Annotated in this window: 12 protein-coding genes; 7 read left to right on the forward strand and 5 right to left on the reverse strand. The window is 55.4% G+C overall.

Annotated features, from left to right (window positions below; all coding sequences use genetic code 11):
* Positions 1–105: 105 nt before the first annotated feature.
* The 4 genes from ACTIKR_RS01320 (at position 106) to ACTIKR_RS01335 (ending at position 2980) form a co-directional block, all read left to right on the forward strand.
* Positions 106–315, forward strand: coding sequence for a cold-shock protein (locus tag ACTIKR_RS01320; RefSeq protein ID WP_014750808.1), 210 nt, complete (start codon positions 106–108; stop codon positions 313–315).
* Between the two features lie 440 nt (positions 316–755).
* Positions 756–1625: an energy transducer TonB gene (locus ACTIKR_RS01325; RefSeq protein ID WP_442326971.1), complete on the forward strand. Its 870-nt coding sequence runs from the start codon at positions 756–758 to the stop codon at positions 1623–1625.
* Positions 1626–1640: 15 nt separating this feature from the next.
* Positions 1641–2432: a MotA/TolQ/ExbB proton channel family protein gene (locus ACTIKR_RS01330; RefSeq protein WP_193086722.1), complete on the forward strand. Its 792-nt coding sequence runs from the start codon at positions 1641–1643 to the stop codon at positions 2430–2432.
* 17 nt (positions 2433–2449) lie between these two features.
* Positions 2450–2980 (forward strand): ExbD/TolR family protein, encoded by a 531-nt coding sequence (locus ACTIKR_RS01335; RefSeq protein ID WP_442326972.1) that lies wholly within the window; start codon positions 2450–2452, stop codon positions 2978–2980.
* 236 nt (positions 2981–3216) lie between these two features.
* On the opposite strand, the gene ACTIKR_RS01340 is transcribed toward ACTIKR_RS01335, so the two are convergent.
* Positions 3217–3888, reverse strand: a complete 672-nt coding sequence (locus tag ACTIKR_RS01340) for an epoxyqueuosine reductase QueH (protein WP_193086724.1) — start codon at positions 3886–3888, stop codon at positions 3217–3219.
* Positions 3889–3978: 90 nt separating this feature from the next.
* The gene (gene glnE / locus ACTIKR_RS01345; RefSeq protein WP_442326973.1) at positions 3979–6786 is read right to left on the reverse strand and encodes a bifunctional [glutamate--ammonia ligase]-adenylyl-L-tyrosine phosphorylase/[glutamate--ammonia-ligase] adenylyltransferase; all 2808 of its coding nucleotides are present in this window, start codon (positions 6784–6786) and stop codon (positions 3979–3981) included.
* Between the two features lie 92 nt (positions 6787–6878).
* Between glnE and ACTIKR_RS01350 the strand changes: the two genes are divergently transcribed.
* The 3 genes from ACTIKR_RS01350 (at position 6879) to ACTIKR_RS01360 (ending at position 13908) form a co-directional block, all read left to right on the forward strand.
* On the forward strand, positions 6879–10592 hold the full coding sequence (locus ACTIKR_RS01350; protein WP_442326974.1) for a YhdP family phospholipid transporter: 3714 nt from the start codon (positions 6879–6881) through the stop codon (positions 10590–10592).
* Positions 10570–11994, forward strand: coding sequence for an L-serine ammonia-lyase (locus ACTIKR_RS01355; protein WP_442326975.1), 1425 nt, complete (start codon positions 10570–10572; stop codon positions 11992–11994). Before ACTIKR_RS01350 ends, ACTIKR_RS01355 begins: the two co-directional genes overlap by 23 nt.
* A gap of 183 nt (positions 11995–12177) precedes the next feature.
* On the forward strand, positions 12178–13908 hold the full coding sequence (locus ACTIKR_RS01360) for an ArnT family glycosyltransferase (RefSeq protein ID WP_442326976.1): 1731 nt from the start codon (positions 12178–12180) through the stop codon (positions 13906–13908).
* 2 nt (positions 13909–13910) lie between these two features.
* On the opposite strand, the gene ureG is transcribed toward ACTIKR_RS01360, so the two are convergent.
* From ureG to ureE, 3 genes are all read right to left on the reverse strand, one after another.
* Complete coding sequence (ureG, locus tag ACTIKR_RS01365) at positions 13911–14540, reverse strand: urease accessory protein UreG (RefSeq protein ID WP_442326977.1); 630 nt, start codon at positions 14538–14540, stop codon at positions 13911–13913.
* Positions 14541–14643: 103 nt separating this feature from the next.
* A complete protein-coding gene (locus tag ACTIKR_RS01370; protein ID WP_442326978.1) occupies positions 14644–15363 on the reverse strand; it encodes an urease accessory protein UreF in 720 nt (239 codons plus the stop codon).
* Positions 15344–16040 (reverse strand): urease accessory protein UreE (gene ureE, locus ACTIKR_RS01375; RefSeq protein ID WP_442326979.1); only part of this gene is annotated, 697 nt, incomplete at its 5' end. The genes ureE and ACTIKR_RS01370, both read right to left, overlap by 20 nt.

Genomic DNA, 16040 nt, shown 5'->3' on the forward strand with positions numbered 1-16040 from the left:
AGGCTTCTGGTTACAGCGGTACTGTTTGCATGTGTCGTCTCCTTGAAGTCTTGTCCCAAGAGATAGGATTTTATCTCAGTTTTTTTTATACATCAGGAAATCGACATGTCGACAGAATCAGGAATTGTAAAGTGGTTTAATAACGAGAAAGGCTTTGGTTTCATCAAGCCCGCCTCAGGTGGTAAAGATCTGTTTGTGCACCACACAGACATTATCGGTACAGGCTACAAATCACTGCAGGAAAACCAGGAAGTGACTTTCGTGGTTGCTGAAGGTCCTAAAGGTCCTCAAGCTAAAGAAGTTTCAGCCAAATAATTTATTTGCGCTGTGCTGAAAATACCGCCCACGGGCGGTATTTTTTCGTCTGTATCTGATGGTTTGTGGTCTAGTAACAACAAATTTCAGTCGAAATAGTGTCCAATGTCGCTCTTATTACATAAAGATACAAAAAAAGACGCAAATGCTGCGCTGCGCCTGCCTGGCGTGCCGGCCATGAAAAATAGTGTGCTCTTTCTCAGATGCGACCAGAGAACGATTCAGCCACACTGTAAAACCATTGTTACGTATTCAACGTTACTCCGTGCACATAATTCAAGAAATTTATTGAAAATGAGAATAGTTATTATTACAATAACAGGCTGACCTGCAGATGAACATTGACTCCATTCATATTGTCTAATGTTTTTTCGCTGGATGCGGTTCCCGCCTCAAGCGTTGTCTGCTGTAATTGCCTGCACAAGGCACGTATGTTGAGCATGTTTAACGGATCAAATTCCCCCGCGGCAGTTCCTCTGAGCTTTCGGCTCACCGGCCTGGCTGCAGCGCTGGCATTAATGTCAGGCGCTGCCTGGCTTGGCACTCTGGATCTGACGCCACCCATTGTCAAAGCGACCGATACCCCGGTAATGGTAACGATTATCGACGAACCGGTACGTCCACCTCCGAAAGGGGAAGAACTGGCGCCGGCCCCAGAACCAGAGGTACAACCTGAGCCCGAGCCGGAACCCCAGCCTGAACCTGAACCTGAGCCTGAACCTGAGCCGGTTCAGGAAGAAATTATTCCACCTCCAGAGCCTGTGCCGGAGCCCGTATACGAGCTCAAGCCAGAACCCAAGCCTGTCATAAAACCTAAACCCGAGCCAAAGCCGGAACCCAAACCGAAGCCCAAGCCTAAACCCAAACCGAAGCCCAAACCGAAGCCCAAGCCAAAACCCAAGCCTGAACCGAAACCGGCGGTCAAGCCTGCAAACAATCTGTCCAATATCAAGATTGATCGCAATATTTCGCTCAAACCGGTGGGTGTCAGCAATGGTGCGAGTGCCAAGCCTTCGGGCGGCCAGACCAATCAGGCCCCCAAGGTCGTGTCGTCGGTCAGTTATCTGGTCAAGCCTAAACCGACCTATCCGCGCGCAGCAAAAATGCGTGGCGAATCGGGAACTGTTATCGTACGGGTGCATATCTCAACGGCTGGTACGGTCAAAAGCGCGACACTGCGCCAGGCATTACCCTATGACTCGCTCAATGATGCGGCTCTGAGAGCGGTACGACGCGCCCGTTTCAAACCCTATTCAGAAAATGGCGTTCCCCGGGACTCCATCGCCGATATACCTATTGTTTTTCAATAAAGGAATGTATTAATCATGACTACCCCCTGGCTGTCATCCACATTGCTCGCCCTTGCTCAGGCGACAACGGAAACTACGCCGCAGAACCCCGGCATTATGGATTTTCTAATGCAGAGCGATATTGTCGGCAAATCCCTGTTCGGTATTCTTGTTCTGATGGCACTGGTTACCTGGTACCTGATCGTGGTCAAGGTATTAATGAATATCAGTGGAACGCGCAAGGGAAACCGGTTCCTGCAACGCTTCTGGAGTTCGCAGTCTCTGGATCAGGTTGATCAGGATCTGCATAAGTTCGGTGCCCGCGATCCGTTCTCGCGTCTTGCCGACCAGGCCCTTCATGCGCGCGATCATCACAGCCGTTATGGCGCAAGCAATCTGGCCGAATTGGGTACCAATGCGGAGTTTGTCGCCCGCCGCATGAAAAAAGTGATTGATGAGGAAACGGCTCAGGCCGAGAACGGACTGTCAGTCCTGGGCTCCATTGGCTCGACTGCGCCGTTTGTCGGGTTGTTCGGAACGGTGTGGGGTGTTTACCACGCCCTGATCGGTATCGGCATGGCGGAAGCCGGCGTTACCATCAACAAAATCGCCGGGCCGGTAGGCGAGGCGCTGATCATGACCGGCCTTGGCCTGGCTGTTGCCATTCCGGCGGTGCTGGCCTATAACGCCTTTGTTCGCCGCAACCGCGTGATGCTCGCTCGTCTGGACGCATTCGCCCACGATCTGTACGCATTTGTGACAACCGGCCAGCAATTTGAAAGCCAGAACCCCAAAGTACGCAGTTTGCGTGGCGGCGGCGGTCGTTAGTCACACAGGAGATAGCCATGGCTTTTGGAAGTTTTGATCAGAAAAACGGTTCGGCCAGCCCCATGACCGAAATCAATATGGTGCCGCTGATTGACGTGATGCTGGTACTGCTGGTGATCTTTATCATTACAGCGCCGCTGATGGCGCATTCGATCAAGATCGATCTGCCTCAGGTCAGCAGCAAGCCGGTAGAGCAGGAACCGGTCATTATCGATCTGGCGATGGACAAGTCAGGTACCATTTACTGGAATGATGAGCCGGTAGAACAGAATGACCTGAGAGAAATGTTCGTCAACGAAGGCAAGCAAGACCCGCAACCAGAGCTGCGGATCCGGGCGGATGCCGATACGCGCTACGAAGCACTGGCGCAGGTTCTTTCCATGGCAAAAGGGTCAGGGTTGAAAAAACTCGGCTTTATTACCCAACCAGGCAGCGAGAGTGCTGTTGGCGGTTCGGAAAACGCCAGGGATAGCGGTGCGGGCAAGCCGCAAGCGGGTGCAGCGGCGGCGTCAACCGACACGGATGCAGCGGCAACACCTGCCCAATAAAGATCGGTGTCGATAGGTGGCGTCTGATGCGCGCTGCCCGATGGTGTTCCAGGGTAAAAAAGGACTGAACCTGTGCGATATCAGGTTCAGTCCTTTCTTGTAATATAGCAGGGCCGGGTTTGATGGCGGCAACACGTATGGATTGGACAAGGCCGAGAAATCAGGCGGCGGGATTCACTGTCCGTCCAGGGTCGCAGCTTGCGGCAAACAACATGCCTTATAGACAAATGCCTGATTTAAAGCGTTTCTTGCTGCCTACCGTAGAATTTGACCCCGATTGTGATGCGATCACGCCCCTGAGTGCGGCGATGACGGTTGGTGTCGCGCAATGAGTAGACGCAACCGCAGTATTCCTGCTGATAGAATTCTTCGCGCTTGCTGATCTCGATCATGCGGGCCGAGCCGCCACCTTTGCGCCAGTTGTAGGTCCAGTACACCAACTCGGGATAGCGCGCGGCTGCACGTTCGCCACTGCCGTTGATCTGATTCATGTCCTTCCAGCGCGAAATGCCGAGCGAACTGGTAATGGTATCGAAACCATGTTCGTGCGCATACAGCGCAGTGCGCTCAAAGCGCATATCGAAGCAGGCGGTACAGCGAATGCCCCGTTCGGGTTCATTTTCCATGCCTTTGACTCGGTCAAACCAATTGTCTACGTCGTAATCGGCATCAATAAATTCAATGCCGTGTTGTTGCGCAAAGCGTATGTTCTCTTCCTTGCGGATTTCATACTCACGAACCGGATGAATGTTCGGATTATAAAAAAAGATGGAGTAGTTGATGCCCGATGCCAGCATGGCTTCCATGACTTCGCCCGAACACGGGGCACAGCATGAATGCAGCAGTACTTTGCCGTGACCTTCGGGCAGGGCAAGGGTGGGGCGTTCGATATCGGTAACAGTAACCATGGCGATAAAAGATGAGTCGTTTCTTAATCCGTCATTTTAGGATATTTCCCGGGCGGATTGACGTTTTTTTTTTTAAAAATCTCTTTATTTTCAAGTGTTTTCTCCGAAAACATCATCCCAAAGCGTACATACCGCAGCCCGTTCTTCCGTTAGCAGCGAAGGATCTATCCTGGCTTTTTCGTCACCCTTGAGCCTGACGGCATGTTGCATGCGACGCAGGATACGGTAGCTGTTCGCCGTTTTGCGGGCATGCTCGGCATTCAGAATGCCAACCTCACCAGCAATATTGAGCAGGGCAATATTTCCAAGGTTTTCCAGCAGTTGCTTATGCTGGTGTGCGTAGGCAAGGACGCAATACTGTGTAATAAACTCAATATCCACCATTCCGCCATGGTCGTGCTTCACATCGAATAATTCGGTTTTATTCGGATGCCCTGCACGAATTCGGGCGCGCATTTCGATTACTTCCTGTTTGAGCTTGTCCGGATCGCGTTGCTGCAAAAGGATGTCGCGACGGATACGTTCGAACGTTTTGCCAATCTCGGGGTCGCCGGCGGAAAAGCGCGCTCGCGTCAGCGCCTGATGTTCCCAGACCCAGGCATGTTCCCGTTGATATTTTTCAAAGGTATCCACCGATACCGCCAGCAGACCGGCGTCTCCGTCGGGACGCAGGCGCAAATCAATTTCGTACAGCCGGCCAGACGAAGTCATGCTGGACAGCCATGTACTCAGGCGACGGCCAAGCTTGGCATACACCTCCAGTGCGTAGTCGCCTGGGTCGTCAAACAGCAGGACCAGATCCAGATCCGACGCGTAACCAAGTTCCTTGCCACCCAGCTTGCCGTAGGCAATCACTGCAAATTTCGGCATGTGATAAAGGGCATCGTCCGGTTGTATCTGTTTTGGTCGCACCAGCGGCCAGACGCGCTCCAGGCTTTCCTGCAGCAGCACATCGGCCAGGCCGGAGAGCTGGTCAGCCAGTTTTTCCACTGTCAGTTCGCCTTCCAGGTCCTGCGCCAGTAGCTGAAAACTGACCTGGCGCTGCACATCGCGCATGACATTCATTTGCTGCTCCACATCCGGAGTGCCGTCATGCAGGACGCAGGCATCCAGTTCCTTGTCCAGCTGTTCGGCTGTCAGGGCGATGTTGACCGGCTCCATCAGACTGCTCCATTCGATCAGACTATCGAGCAGAATCGGATTGGCGGTCAGATAGCTGGCTGCCCAGGGACTGGAGGCCATGAGTCGCGCCACGCGGGCCAGGGTGTCTGGAAATTCGGCGAGCAGGGCAATGTAAGAGCTGCGTTGCGCAATGGTTTCAATCAAATCGAACAGTCGCGCGCAGGCGGTATTGGGCAATGGGGTACGTGAGGCTGCCTGGATGACTGCAGGCAGCAGTTTTTCCAGGCGTGCGCGACTGCTGTTGGACAAACTGCGAATACGTGAACTGCTCAGCAATGCTTCCAGCCGGTGCTCGACATCGTTTGAGTCATGTTCAGCGAAGTGCTGTTTGATAATGTCTTCCAGGTTTCTGTCGTCACGGTGTTCCGTGTCGCATGTTTGCGGTTGCTGGCCGTTGCTCTGGTCGTCGTTCAGACCGGCAATGCGAAAGGCATCGCGAAATGTATCAGCAACAAACTGCCGATGGGCCGCCAGCTTGGTGGTGAAATCGGCTGCCGTGAAACCCAGCACTGTGGCCAGTGCCGCCATGCGTTCGTGATCGTTGGGCAGCAGATGGGTCTGTTCGTCTTCCCTATATTGCAGAAAATGTTCGACCCGGCGCAAAAAGCGGTATGCCTCTTCGAGCTTGTTGCCTATTTCCGGGGCGATCAGGCCGGCGCTGACTTCGGCGTGCAGTGCCTTGATCAGGCAGGGTTCCTGGATGGTGGGCAGGCGGCCGCCCTTGATCAGTTGCGACAGCTGCACCACAAACTCGATTTCGCGAATGCCGCCTTCCCCAAGCTTGATATTGTGAACCGTGTCGACCCCACTTTTGGACAGGGCTCGTCGCTGCCAGTCCAGGCGGATCCGCTCGCGCAACTGGCGCAGCGAGGCCAACGTATCGAAGTCGAAGTATTTGCGATAAATGAAGGGAAGCCGCAGGCTTTCCAATTGCTGGGCGTAAGGCGCGGGCGCGCTGCCCTCCAGTGTCTGTACCTGAATGATGCGCGCCTTAAGCCAGGCGTAGCGTTCCCACTCACGTCCCTGGGCAATCAGGTAGTTTTCCAGTGCGTCCAGGCTCCAGGCCAGGGGACCGGCGTCGCCATCCGGACGCAGCCGCAGATCGGTACGAAATACCTGACCGTCGGCATCCTGATCGGACAGGATCGGCATCATGCGCCGGGTCAGGCGACCATAGAATTCGTGGTGGCTCAGTGGTCGCCGTCCGGTAGTTTCACCTTCTTCGGGGTACAGCATGATCAGGTCAATGTCCGATGAGACATTCAGTTCGTATCCACCCAGTTTGCCCATTCCCAGAATGATCATTTCCATGGGTTTGCCGGTGGCCGGGTCCATGGGCGCGCCATGGACCTGAACCATATCGGTCATCAAGCTGCGATATGCCTGAGCAACGGCGAAGTCAGCCAAAAAGGACATGGCGTGTGTCACTTCTTCCAGCGTTGCCTCGCCGCCCGTGTCCCGCACAAGCAGCGTGTCGAACAGACGGCTGCGCAGCTTGCGCAGGATGATTCGGCAGTGCTCGATTTCCCAGACCTGGGTGGCGGGAGCGCCCACGCCGGCGGCCAGCTCCTGCGACCATTGCATGATACGCGCAGAGGTGATGGGTTCAGCCGAGTCTGCCAGTATTTGCTTTTGAATCTCGGGGCGCGCATCAAGACGGCGGCGCAGATAGCCGGACCAGGAAAGAGCGTTTTGCAGGGATTGGATACAATTCATGAGTTGCCGATGTGATGACTGGATGCTGTATATAATAATACCCGAACCCCGACCGACCCATGAACAGACCGATGTCCAACGAGAATCACTGAGTGAATTTGCCGTACCGACTGCTAAAATCCGCCGGCACCGTCCTTATAGCGCTTATAGTCCTGGCCATGGCGGCGGCACTGGCTGTCCGCTTCCTTCTTGCTCCTAATATCGATCATTTTCGTCAGCAGGTTGAGCAGCGGCTGAGCGCGGAGACTGGCCAGCATGTCACGATCGGAAAATTGGCGATTGACTGGACGGGGATTGTGCCGCGCTTACGGCTGCGGGCGCTACAGATTTCCGACCAGACCGATACACCGATGTTGGCTGTCGGTGAGGCAGTAGCCAGCCTGGACTGGGGGCGTGCCATGCAGCTGCAACTGGAGCCGGCCGCTGTAGAAATCCAGCAGATTCACCTGAACATGACCCGCGACCGGCAGAATCGGATCTGGCTGCTTGGCAGGCGCCTGGACAGTGATAACGTGCATTCGGCGCCCGAGGCCGTTGATGCCGGTAATGTGACGCTGGCGCCGCTGTCCGACTTGCTGCAGGCCTTGCCCGAAATGACCGTGCTCAATGGCAGCTTCAGCTGGATTGACCAGACGCGACCGCAGGCGGGTCCGTTTACGCTCTCCGATTTCACATTGCAGTTGACAAAAAATGGCACAAAGCGGGTGCTTAGCGCCAGCGCGCGTATGCCGGAGCAGGTGGGTCATTCCATTCAGTTATTGAGCAGCCTGCAGCAGGATGGTGTTGCAGGCGAACAAATGCCGGCCTGGTCGGGAAATTTGCGGGTATCTGTGCTCAAGATGGATGTCCTGGCCGCCAGGCCCTGGTTCGATATACCGCAAAAAGTAAAATCGGGTATCGTCTCTCACGCGGTGGTCGATCTTCAGATTGACAGCAATGTGCCCCAGAACATGATGGTGGCCTATGGGCTGGAAAAGGTTCGGGTTGAAGATCACATCCGCAATCATGAATTTATTATCGCGGCAGACAGCCTGAACTCCCGCTTAAACTCGTCATTCACGAGTGTGATTAATGAGTTTAATCGCTGGCGTTTGTCCTTGCATGACTCCGGCATGGCCGACAACATCAGCTACCCTCCGGTGCAGTTCGAGTCCAGTGTCAAGGGCTTCTATTATAAGGACCCGGTGATTTTTGAAAACCCGCTTTCGATTGACGAGGCAAGTGTCCGTGGTGATTTCAGTCGCAATTCTATGCAGGAGCCGAGAGTCAATTTTACCCAGGCTACGGTTCATAATCGTGATTTGCAGATGGAGGGGGCCGGGACCTGGCGTTCCGATGTCAACAGCGACAACGGTATCGTGGATTTGAGCGGATCCCTGCGGGCGGTGTCATTGCCGCATCTGCACAATTACCTGCCCAATGTGATGGATCCGGATGCGCGTGAGTGGCTCAAGGATGCATTCCAGAATGGGGAACTGTCCGCAGCCGAATTTGAACTCAAGGGCGTTGTCGACGATTTTCCTTTCGGGTTGGCGCCTGACTCGGGCAGCTTTCTGCTGCGCGGCACTTACGCAGACCTGCTGCTCAATTATCACCAGAAGGAGATTCGAGGGAAACGCTGGCCGGTTGTCAATTCCGATAGCGGCACGATTCATTTTAAGAATGATCAGATTATTATTGATTCTATTCAGGCATTCTATACCATGCCCAAAGGGCAGCGGCTGGATCTTGATGCATTCCATGGCGTTGTATCCAGTCTTGAGAAAAACACCACGGTTGATTTGCAGGCAAAGGCAAGGGGACGTGCCGAGGATTTCCTGACCTTTACGAGAATCAGTCCGCTGGGCAATCTGATCAATAATGTGCTGGATGAAGCACAAGGCAGCGGCCAGTGGACCATTCCCATTGAGCTGCATATTCCGGTGCTCGACGCGGACAATTCGCGCATCTCCGGTTCAATTGACCTGGATGATGGCCGTTTCCGGCTCACACCGGATTTTCCGTGGGCCGAGCACCTTGACGGAGAAATGCCGTTTACCGAGACGCAATTGCAGGCCAATGCCGTCAAGGGCGTCATGTTGGGTGGTAAAGTCGTCTTTGACGGCCCAATCGGCACCGTGGGCAAGCCGCTATCCATTAACGGCACCCTGACTGCTGCCGGCTTGCGTCAATTGATACCGGTGCAGGGCATGCGCCGCATCAGCGGCAGCGCCGACTACACCAGTCTGGTCCATTTTTCATCGGGCGGCAGGGTAAAGGTTCAATTCAAGTCCGATCTGGCGGGCCTGGCAACGCGATTTCCCGATGGTCTGTCCAAGCCCAAGTCGGCACGCTGGCCGGCCACGATTATTTGGCGGGCAAACGACGGCGCCAGAGATAATGGCAAGCGCTACCTGGATATCCGCATTGATGGCATCCGTACGCAAGCGATTTTTGAGCACGACGTTAACAGCCGCAAGGGACCGTATTTCAGTCGCGGCACCATCGGTGTCAACAAGGTCCCAGAACTGGGCCAGCCCGGGCTGACGGTTCTGGCGCAGAACCCGGCGCTGGATGCGCAGGCGTGGGAGGATGTTGTCGATGAGTTCACCGATAGCGCCACGACGGATCGCGAACGGCAGATATTGCCGGATGTGTCACACGTGACCGTACAAGCCCAGGCATTCGTGGTCAAGAACCAAACGCTGACGGGCGCCACGCTGGCGGCCACCAAGACGGGCACGCAATGGAACCTGCAGCTGAATTCCGATCAGGCGCAGGGAAGCGGGACCTGGATCCCCGGCACGCGCTCACGGGATCCGGGCAACCTGACCGTCAGGCTCGATACCCTGAACATTATTGAACCGGCCGATGAACGTGCCGACACGCGCACCCCGTTGCAAAAGGAAAGGGACGCTGCGAAGGCGCGCGCCGGCGCGACGCAGCCTTTGCCGCGTCTTGACCTGTCAGTGAAAAATCTGACTGTCTATGGCAAGCAAATGGGACAGATGATACTCAAAGGCTACCAGTTGCCCGGCTCAGACGACTGGAAGGTGGATTACTTCAGTCTGGTCAATGAGGGTGGTTCGCTGGCGGGGCAAGGATCGATTCATCAGCAAGGGACGGCCAAGGATCTGCAATTGCAAGGAAAAGTCGTGGTCTCGGACCTGGGTCGGTTTCTTGAAACCTACCAGTTGGGCGGCGTCATCAAAAACGGCAACGGGCAAATTGACGCGGAAATTAATTGGAAAAACGTTCAGGACCTGGATCTGGCCACGCTCAATGGTTCGCTCAGCGGCAGCCTCAGACAGGGACGTCTGGAAAGCATACAATCGTCTGCGGTCAAGGCACTGGAACTCTTGTCGCTGCAGTCGTTCCGGCGGCTGCCAAAATTTGGAGAGACACTGGGCAACTCGGTACAGTCAGGTTTGACATTTGACACGGTTCGCAGCCGCATGCGCCTGGATGCCGGGCGCCTGTTTGTAGAGGATTTCCGCTTGAATGGCCCTTCATCGGCCATCGTGGCCTCCGGGATGACAGATCTGCAATCCGAAAGCCTGGACTTTCAGGCTGTGGTCGTGCCCAAGCTGGATGTGAGCGGCGCCTCTGTACTGGCGGGAACGATCGTCAATCCGGCGGTCGGTGTTGGCGCTTTCCTGACGCAATGGCTGCTGCAGGCGCCATTGCAGCGTGCCCTGACGGTAAAATATCATGTCACCGGAAACTGGGCCAAGCCATTGCTCAACGACATGGCGCTGCCCAGCGAAGCCGAATTGAAAAGTCGTGAATCCGAACGGAAAATGGATGAGCTGTACCGGACCCATTAAGCGGTCCACCAACATTGTCGAGGAAAAAATGGCCTTGAGCGTATTTGATATTTTCAAGGTGGGGATCGGACCTTCCAGTTCCCACACAGTTGGCCCCATGATTGCCGCGCTGCGTTTTGTTAACCGCCTGGACGAAGCCAAATTGCTTGAAAACACGCAACGTCTTCATATTGAGATGTTCGGCTCGCTAGGCGCGACCGGCAAGGGTCATAAAAGTGACATGGCAGTTGTCATCGGACTGCATGGCTACCAGCCCGATACGCTGGACCCGGACATGGTGCCTGCACTGATCGAGCAGGTGCGCAGCAGTGGCATGGTCAGGCTGCTCAATCGCCACGAGATTGCCTTTGACGAGAGCATCCATATCAAGTTCAATCGGCGGGAAACATTGCCCCAGCATTCGAATGGAATGCGCTTCAAGGCCTTCGACGCTACCGATCAATTACTCATGAAGAAGGAATATTATTCCATTGGTGGCGGCTTCGTGATGAATTGCGATCGAGTCCGGGTGAATCTGACCCCAGATATTGACATTCCTTATCCATTCAATTCTGGTCAGCAATTGCTCGATCTGTGCCAGCGGCATCAGATGACGATTGCGCAGTTGATGATGGAGAACGAAAGGCATTACCGGCCGCAGCAGCAAGTCAGGCAGAAAATACTGGACTTGTGGACAGTGATGCAAGCCTGTGTGACGCGCGGCTGTTCGGCCACCGGCAGCCTGCCGGGTTTTCTCCACGTCAAGCGTCGCGCCCGACAACTGCATGAACAGTTGTGCAGCCGGCCGGATGCGTCGCTGAAGGATCCGCTTTCCATGCTCGATTGGGTGAATCTGTATGCGCTGGCAGTCAATGAGGAGAACGCGGCCAGCGGCAAGGTGGTGACGGCGCCGACCAACGGGGCGGCAGGGGTGATTCCTGCGGTCCTGCATTATTACGTGAATTTTGTGCCAGGCGCCAATGAACAGGGCGTGATCGATTTTCTGCTGACGGCTGCGGCCATTGGCATTCTTTACAAGGAAAACGCATCCATCTCCGGGGCCGAGGTCGGCTGCCAGGGAGAAGTGGGCGTTGCTTGTTCCATGGCCGCAGGCGCGCTGGCAGCAGTATTGGGGGGCAGCGTCCCGCAAGTGGAGAATGCCGCCGAAATCGGCATGGAGCACAACCTGGGTATGACTTGTGATCCTGTCGGAGGCATGGTGCAGATCCCATGTATCGAGCGCAATGCGATGGGTGCGGTCAAGGCCATCAATGCCGCGCGCATGGCCTTGCGGGGTGATGGTACGCATTACGTGTCGCTGGATAAAGTAATCCGAACCATGATGCAGACCGGGGCAGATATGCAATCGAAGTATAAGGAAACATCGCGCGGCGGGCTGGCCGTCAACATCATTGAATGCTGATAGTGAGTGACTAACGGCAGATGCTTAAAGACGCGTGGCCGATGGCTGGCGACGGGTGATGGGTGATGGGTGCTCATCGGCCAGCGGCGATGAGCAATTTTGCAGGCAATGCATTTGTCATGGCGCGGTAGCGACACAGGGCGGGAATTTGACGATTATTTGATATCCCGGTCGTTATGATGAATGCAATTTCATTTCCTGTTTGCCCTCATGCATTCTTCTGCTGTTGTGCGGTCTGGCGCCGCGTCTGCGATCAATCGTGTTGATCTGTTGTCGTCACTGGCCGCCAAACCCTTGCTGTTACCGTTACTTTTGCTGACAACCTCAGCGTGGTTTGTGCTTGGCAACTGGCTGTGGCCGCTGTTGAACCCAGACGAAGGACGGTACGTTGGCGTAGCGCTGGAAATGTTGCTGTCCAATCACTGGGGTACGCCACTGCTCAATGGCATGCCTTATTTTCATAAGCCGCCGCTGTTTTACTGGCTTACCGCTGCCAGTCTGTCCCTGTTCGGTCAGAATGAATTTGCGGCAAGACTGGTGCCTGCGCTGGCCGGCCTTGCCATGGTTGGTGCGCTGTTTGTCTTTGTACGCCGTTTCGTGGCGCCGGCGCGCGCGCTGACGGCAAGTATCATCCTGGCGGCAACGCCGTTGATGTTCGGCGCTGCACATTATGCCAATTTGGACTTGCTGGTCGCGGCCCTGATCAGCACCACGATTCTGTGCGGGGCAGGCGCCGTATTGTTGCATCAGCAAGGGCAATCTTACCTGCGATGGGTACTGACGATGTATCTGTTTGCCGCTTTGGGGTTCCTGGCAAAAGGACTAATCGGCTTCGTTTTGCCGGGGGCCGTGCTCCTGTGCTGGTTGATCATTGAACGTCGTAAAAGAGCTATTGCGATATTGCTGCGTATTCCGGGCATTGTCCTTTTTATTGCCATCGTTGTGCCTTGGCTGTTGCTGATGCAATGGCGCTACCCTGGATTCTTGCAATATTATCTGGTCTATCAACAATTGGCGCGCTTTACGCAAGGTGGGTTCAATAATGCGATGCCTGTGTGGTTTTACCTTGCCATCCTGTTGGGCAGCATGCTGCCATGGTATCGCAGGGTAACGCTTGCGGTTTTCACCCGTGGCTACTGGCGCCAGGAAAATCATGCGAGCGTACGACGGCTAATGTGGATCTGGCTTGCCGTCATTCTTGTCTTTTTTTCCATTCCCCAGTCCAAGCTGGTTGGATACATTCTCCCTGTGCTGCCGCCGCTGGCATTCCTGTTTGCGGAGTTTTTCCCCGGCGCAGCCAGGGACGCGACCATCCGCTTGCCGGTTACTGGCACGCAAGCCGGGCCTGCGCAACAGCGGCAGCGGAACCTGGGTGGGCGCGCAGCTGAATCGGGTCATTTTATGGCCCGCATGCTCCTGTGTCTGGTTACAGGTATAGCAGGCCTGGTGTACCTGTCCACGGCCGCGCTGCCAGGCAGCAGCCATATTGCAAAGGCGATAAGGCAGGCGCCGTCAGCGCTCGGGCAGGCGGACCGATATTACAGTCTTGATTTTTACCCATTCGATTTTGGGTTTTATATGGGAAACAATCCGGCGCTGACTGTGGTCAGTAACTGGGCCGACGGCCAGGTGAGCGTCAAGGACACCTGGCGCAAGGAACTGTGGGATGCACACCAGTTCGATGCGGAAAATAGCGCCTATCGCTTCGCCTTGCCTGTCGCTTTTCAGCGCGCATTATGCGTTCCCGCCAGCGATCGACGCTGGATTCTGGGCGATCTCAGACGGATGAACGACTTTGCCGAGTGGGCTAAGATCAAGCCGTATTTTACAGATGGCCGGCGACATATATATCTGTTGCCGCCGGGCGCCGTCATGCCATGGTGTCAGGCAGGTGCCGATACGGTGCGGCAATAGCGTCAGATCAGCATGCCGGCTTTTTCAATGAATTGAATGATGGCCTCAATGCCGTCGCCGGTTTTCATATTGCACATCACAAATGGCCGGTTCTGGCGCATGCGCTCCGTATCCTGGCGCATGATATCCAGCGAGGCGCCGACATAGGGTGCCAGATCGGTTTTATTGATAATCAGCAGATCTGATTTGGTGATGCCAGGCCCACCCTTACGGGGAATTTTTTCTCCACCCGCGACGTCGATGACATAGATAGTCAGATCAGACAACTCCGGGCTGAAGGTTGCCGCCAGGTTGTCGCCACCAGATTCGATAAACACAATATCGGCCTGAGGAAAACGCTCGAGCATTTGGTCAATCGCGCGCAAGTTAATGGACGCATCTTCACGGATCGCTGTATGGGGGCAGCCACCAGTTTCCACGCCCATAATGCGTTCGGCAGGCAAGGCACCCGATACGGTGAGCAGGCGCTGGTCTTCCTTGGTATAGATGTCATTGGTAATGGCGACCAGATCATAGCGGGTTGCCAGCTTCTTGCACAACACCTCGAGTAGCGTGGTTTTGCCCGATCCGACGGGCCCGCCGATACCAACACGCAGTGCTGGCAGTGTTTTGGTTCTGTTGAGAGTGTTCATGGGTTCTTTACCTTTAATTCCTTACCTGTAACGGAGGCAATGGTGGGCAGTAATGACAACTGTCGTAGGCGCTTGGTATGCATACGAGCAGTAGCGGCGGGGCTCATGATCGGAACAACCTGGAAAATTGGCTTTCGTGCCGGGCAGCGACAATGGCGTATTGCGGGGCAAGCGTCTTGATACTGGGCGGCGTGTGGCTTGCCGCGTCTTTGGCAGCGCATACGGCAAGATCCAATTGGGGCACGAGTGCCGATAGCAGGCGCTGGCCGGCCGTTTGCCCCAGCGGTACCGTTTTGATTGCTGCCATAACCTGATTTTCCATCCATGCGTACAGCAAGGCAGTGACGCCGGCATCTTCCGGCAGATCCAGGGCTGCCACGGCAAACGCATGCACTGTGGGAAAGCAGGGAACGTCCATGTCATTGAGTGCGGTGCGTTCGCTCTCGCGTGCCCAGTGCAGGGCGTCTATAAGATTGATCAGCGAGATGCCCATCTGGGTGGTTTCAGCCCGGGCTTCGGCGGTCTCGCGGCTTGCGTAGTACCATTGGTTCCATTGTCGGATCGCGTTGGTGTCCTGCAAACGCCATGCGCGAGAAAGCACCAGCCACACGGCAGCATCACAGACCGTCATCACCGTGTGCAATGTCTCTTCGATCCACAGGCGTGCATCGCCTTCATTTTTCACGATCCCTAGTTCCACCGCCGATTCCAGCCCCTGGGAATAACTGAAGCCTCCCACAGGCAGGGCCGGAGAAGACAGGCGCATCAATTGTGCGTATTGCGCAGGCGTCATCATGAACGCGTCATTTGTGCGGATGTCCATGGGTCAAGCTCAATGACCGCTTCAATGCGCTGAGTTCATCACAATCGTGGTTGCCGCGGGATGGAACCGCGTCGTGCATGCTGCCATGGGCATGTCCCTGATTACGCTGTAGCGGGTGTGCATGATCTGACCGGTTGTCGGTCGCGTGCATATGTCGATGATCATGGCTGCTGGCGGATCCGGTCTCATGGGCATGGTACGCTGCCTGGGCCAGTGAATAGTCTTCTTCGAATGTTTCGTCGTGGCCATGTTTATGGCCACCGCCATAAGCGCCGGTTTCCGGGTTGAATGGTTGCTCAACCAGCGAGGTATGAACGCCAAGGCGATGAAGCATCTGCACGAGAACAGAATCGTACTCCAGATGCAGATAGTCTGCGCCCACTTCCAGCATGACATGGCGATTGCCCAGATGATAGGCTGCACGTGTCAGGTCGATGGCCGCATCGGCCTTGACCCGAATCAGTTTCTCCGGTTGTGCCTGCACAGCAATGATGCCGCCATCATCGGCTACGAGCACATCGCCTGGCAGCAGGACCTGACCGCGGGCGATGATCAAATGGATTGTTTCGCCATTGTCAAGGGTCAATTGCTGGCGGCTGCGGCGTCGTTGCTCAAACGTCATTCGTACCACCGGCGCACGCTGCAGCAGCGTGGCAGACAGGCCGCTGTGGCGCAGG

The sequence above is a fragment of the Advenella sp. genome (genome assembly GCF_052108595.1).
Classification (GTDB): domain Bacteria; phylum Pseudomonadota; class Gammaproteobacteria; order Burkholderiales; family Burkholderiaceae_B; genus Advenella.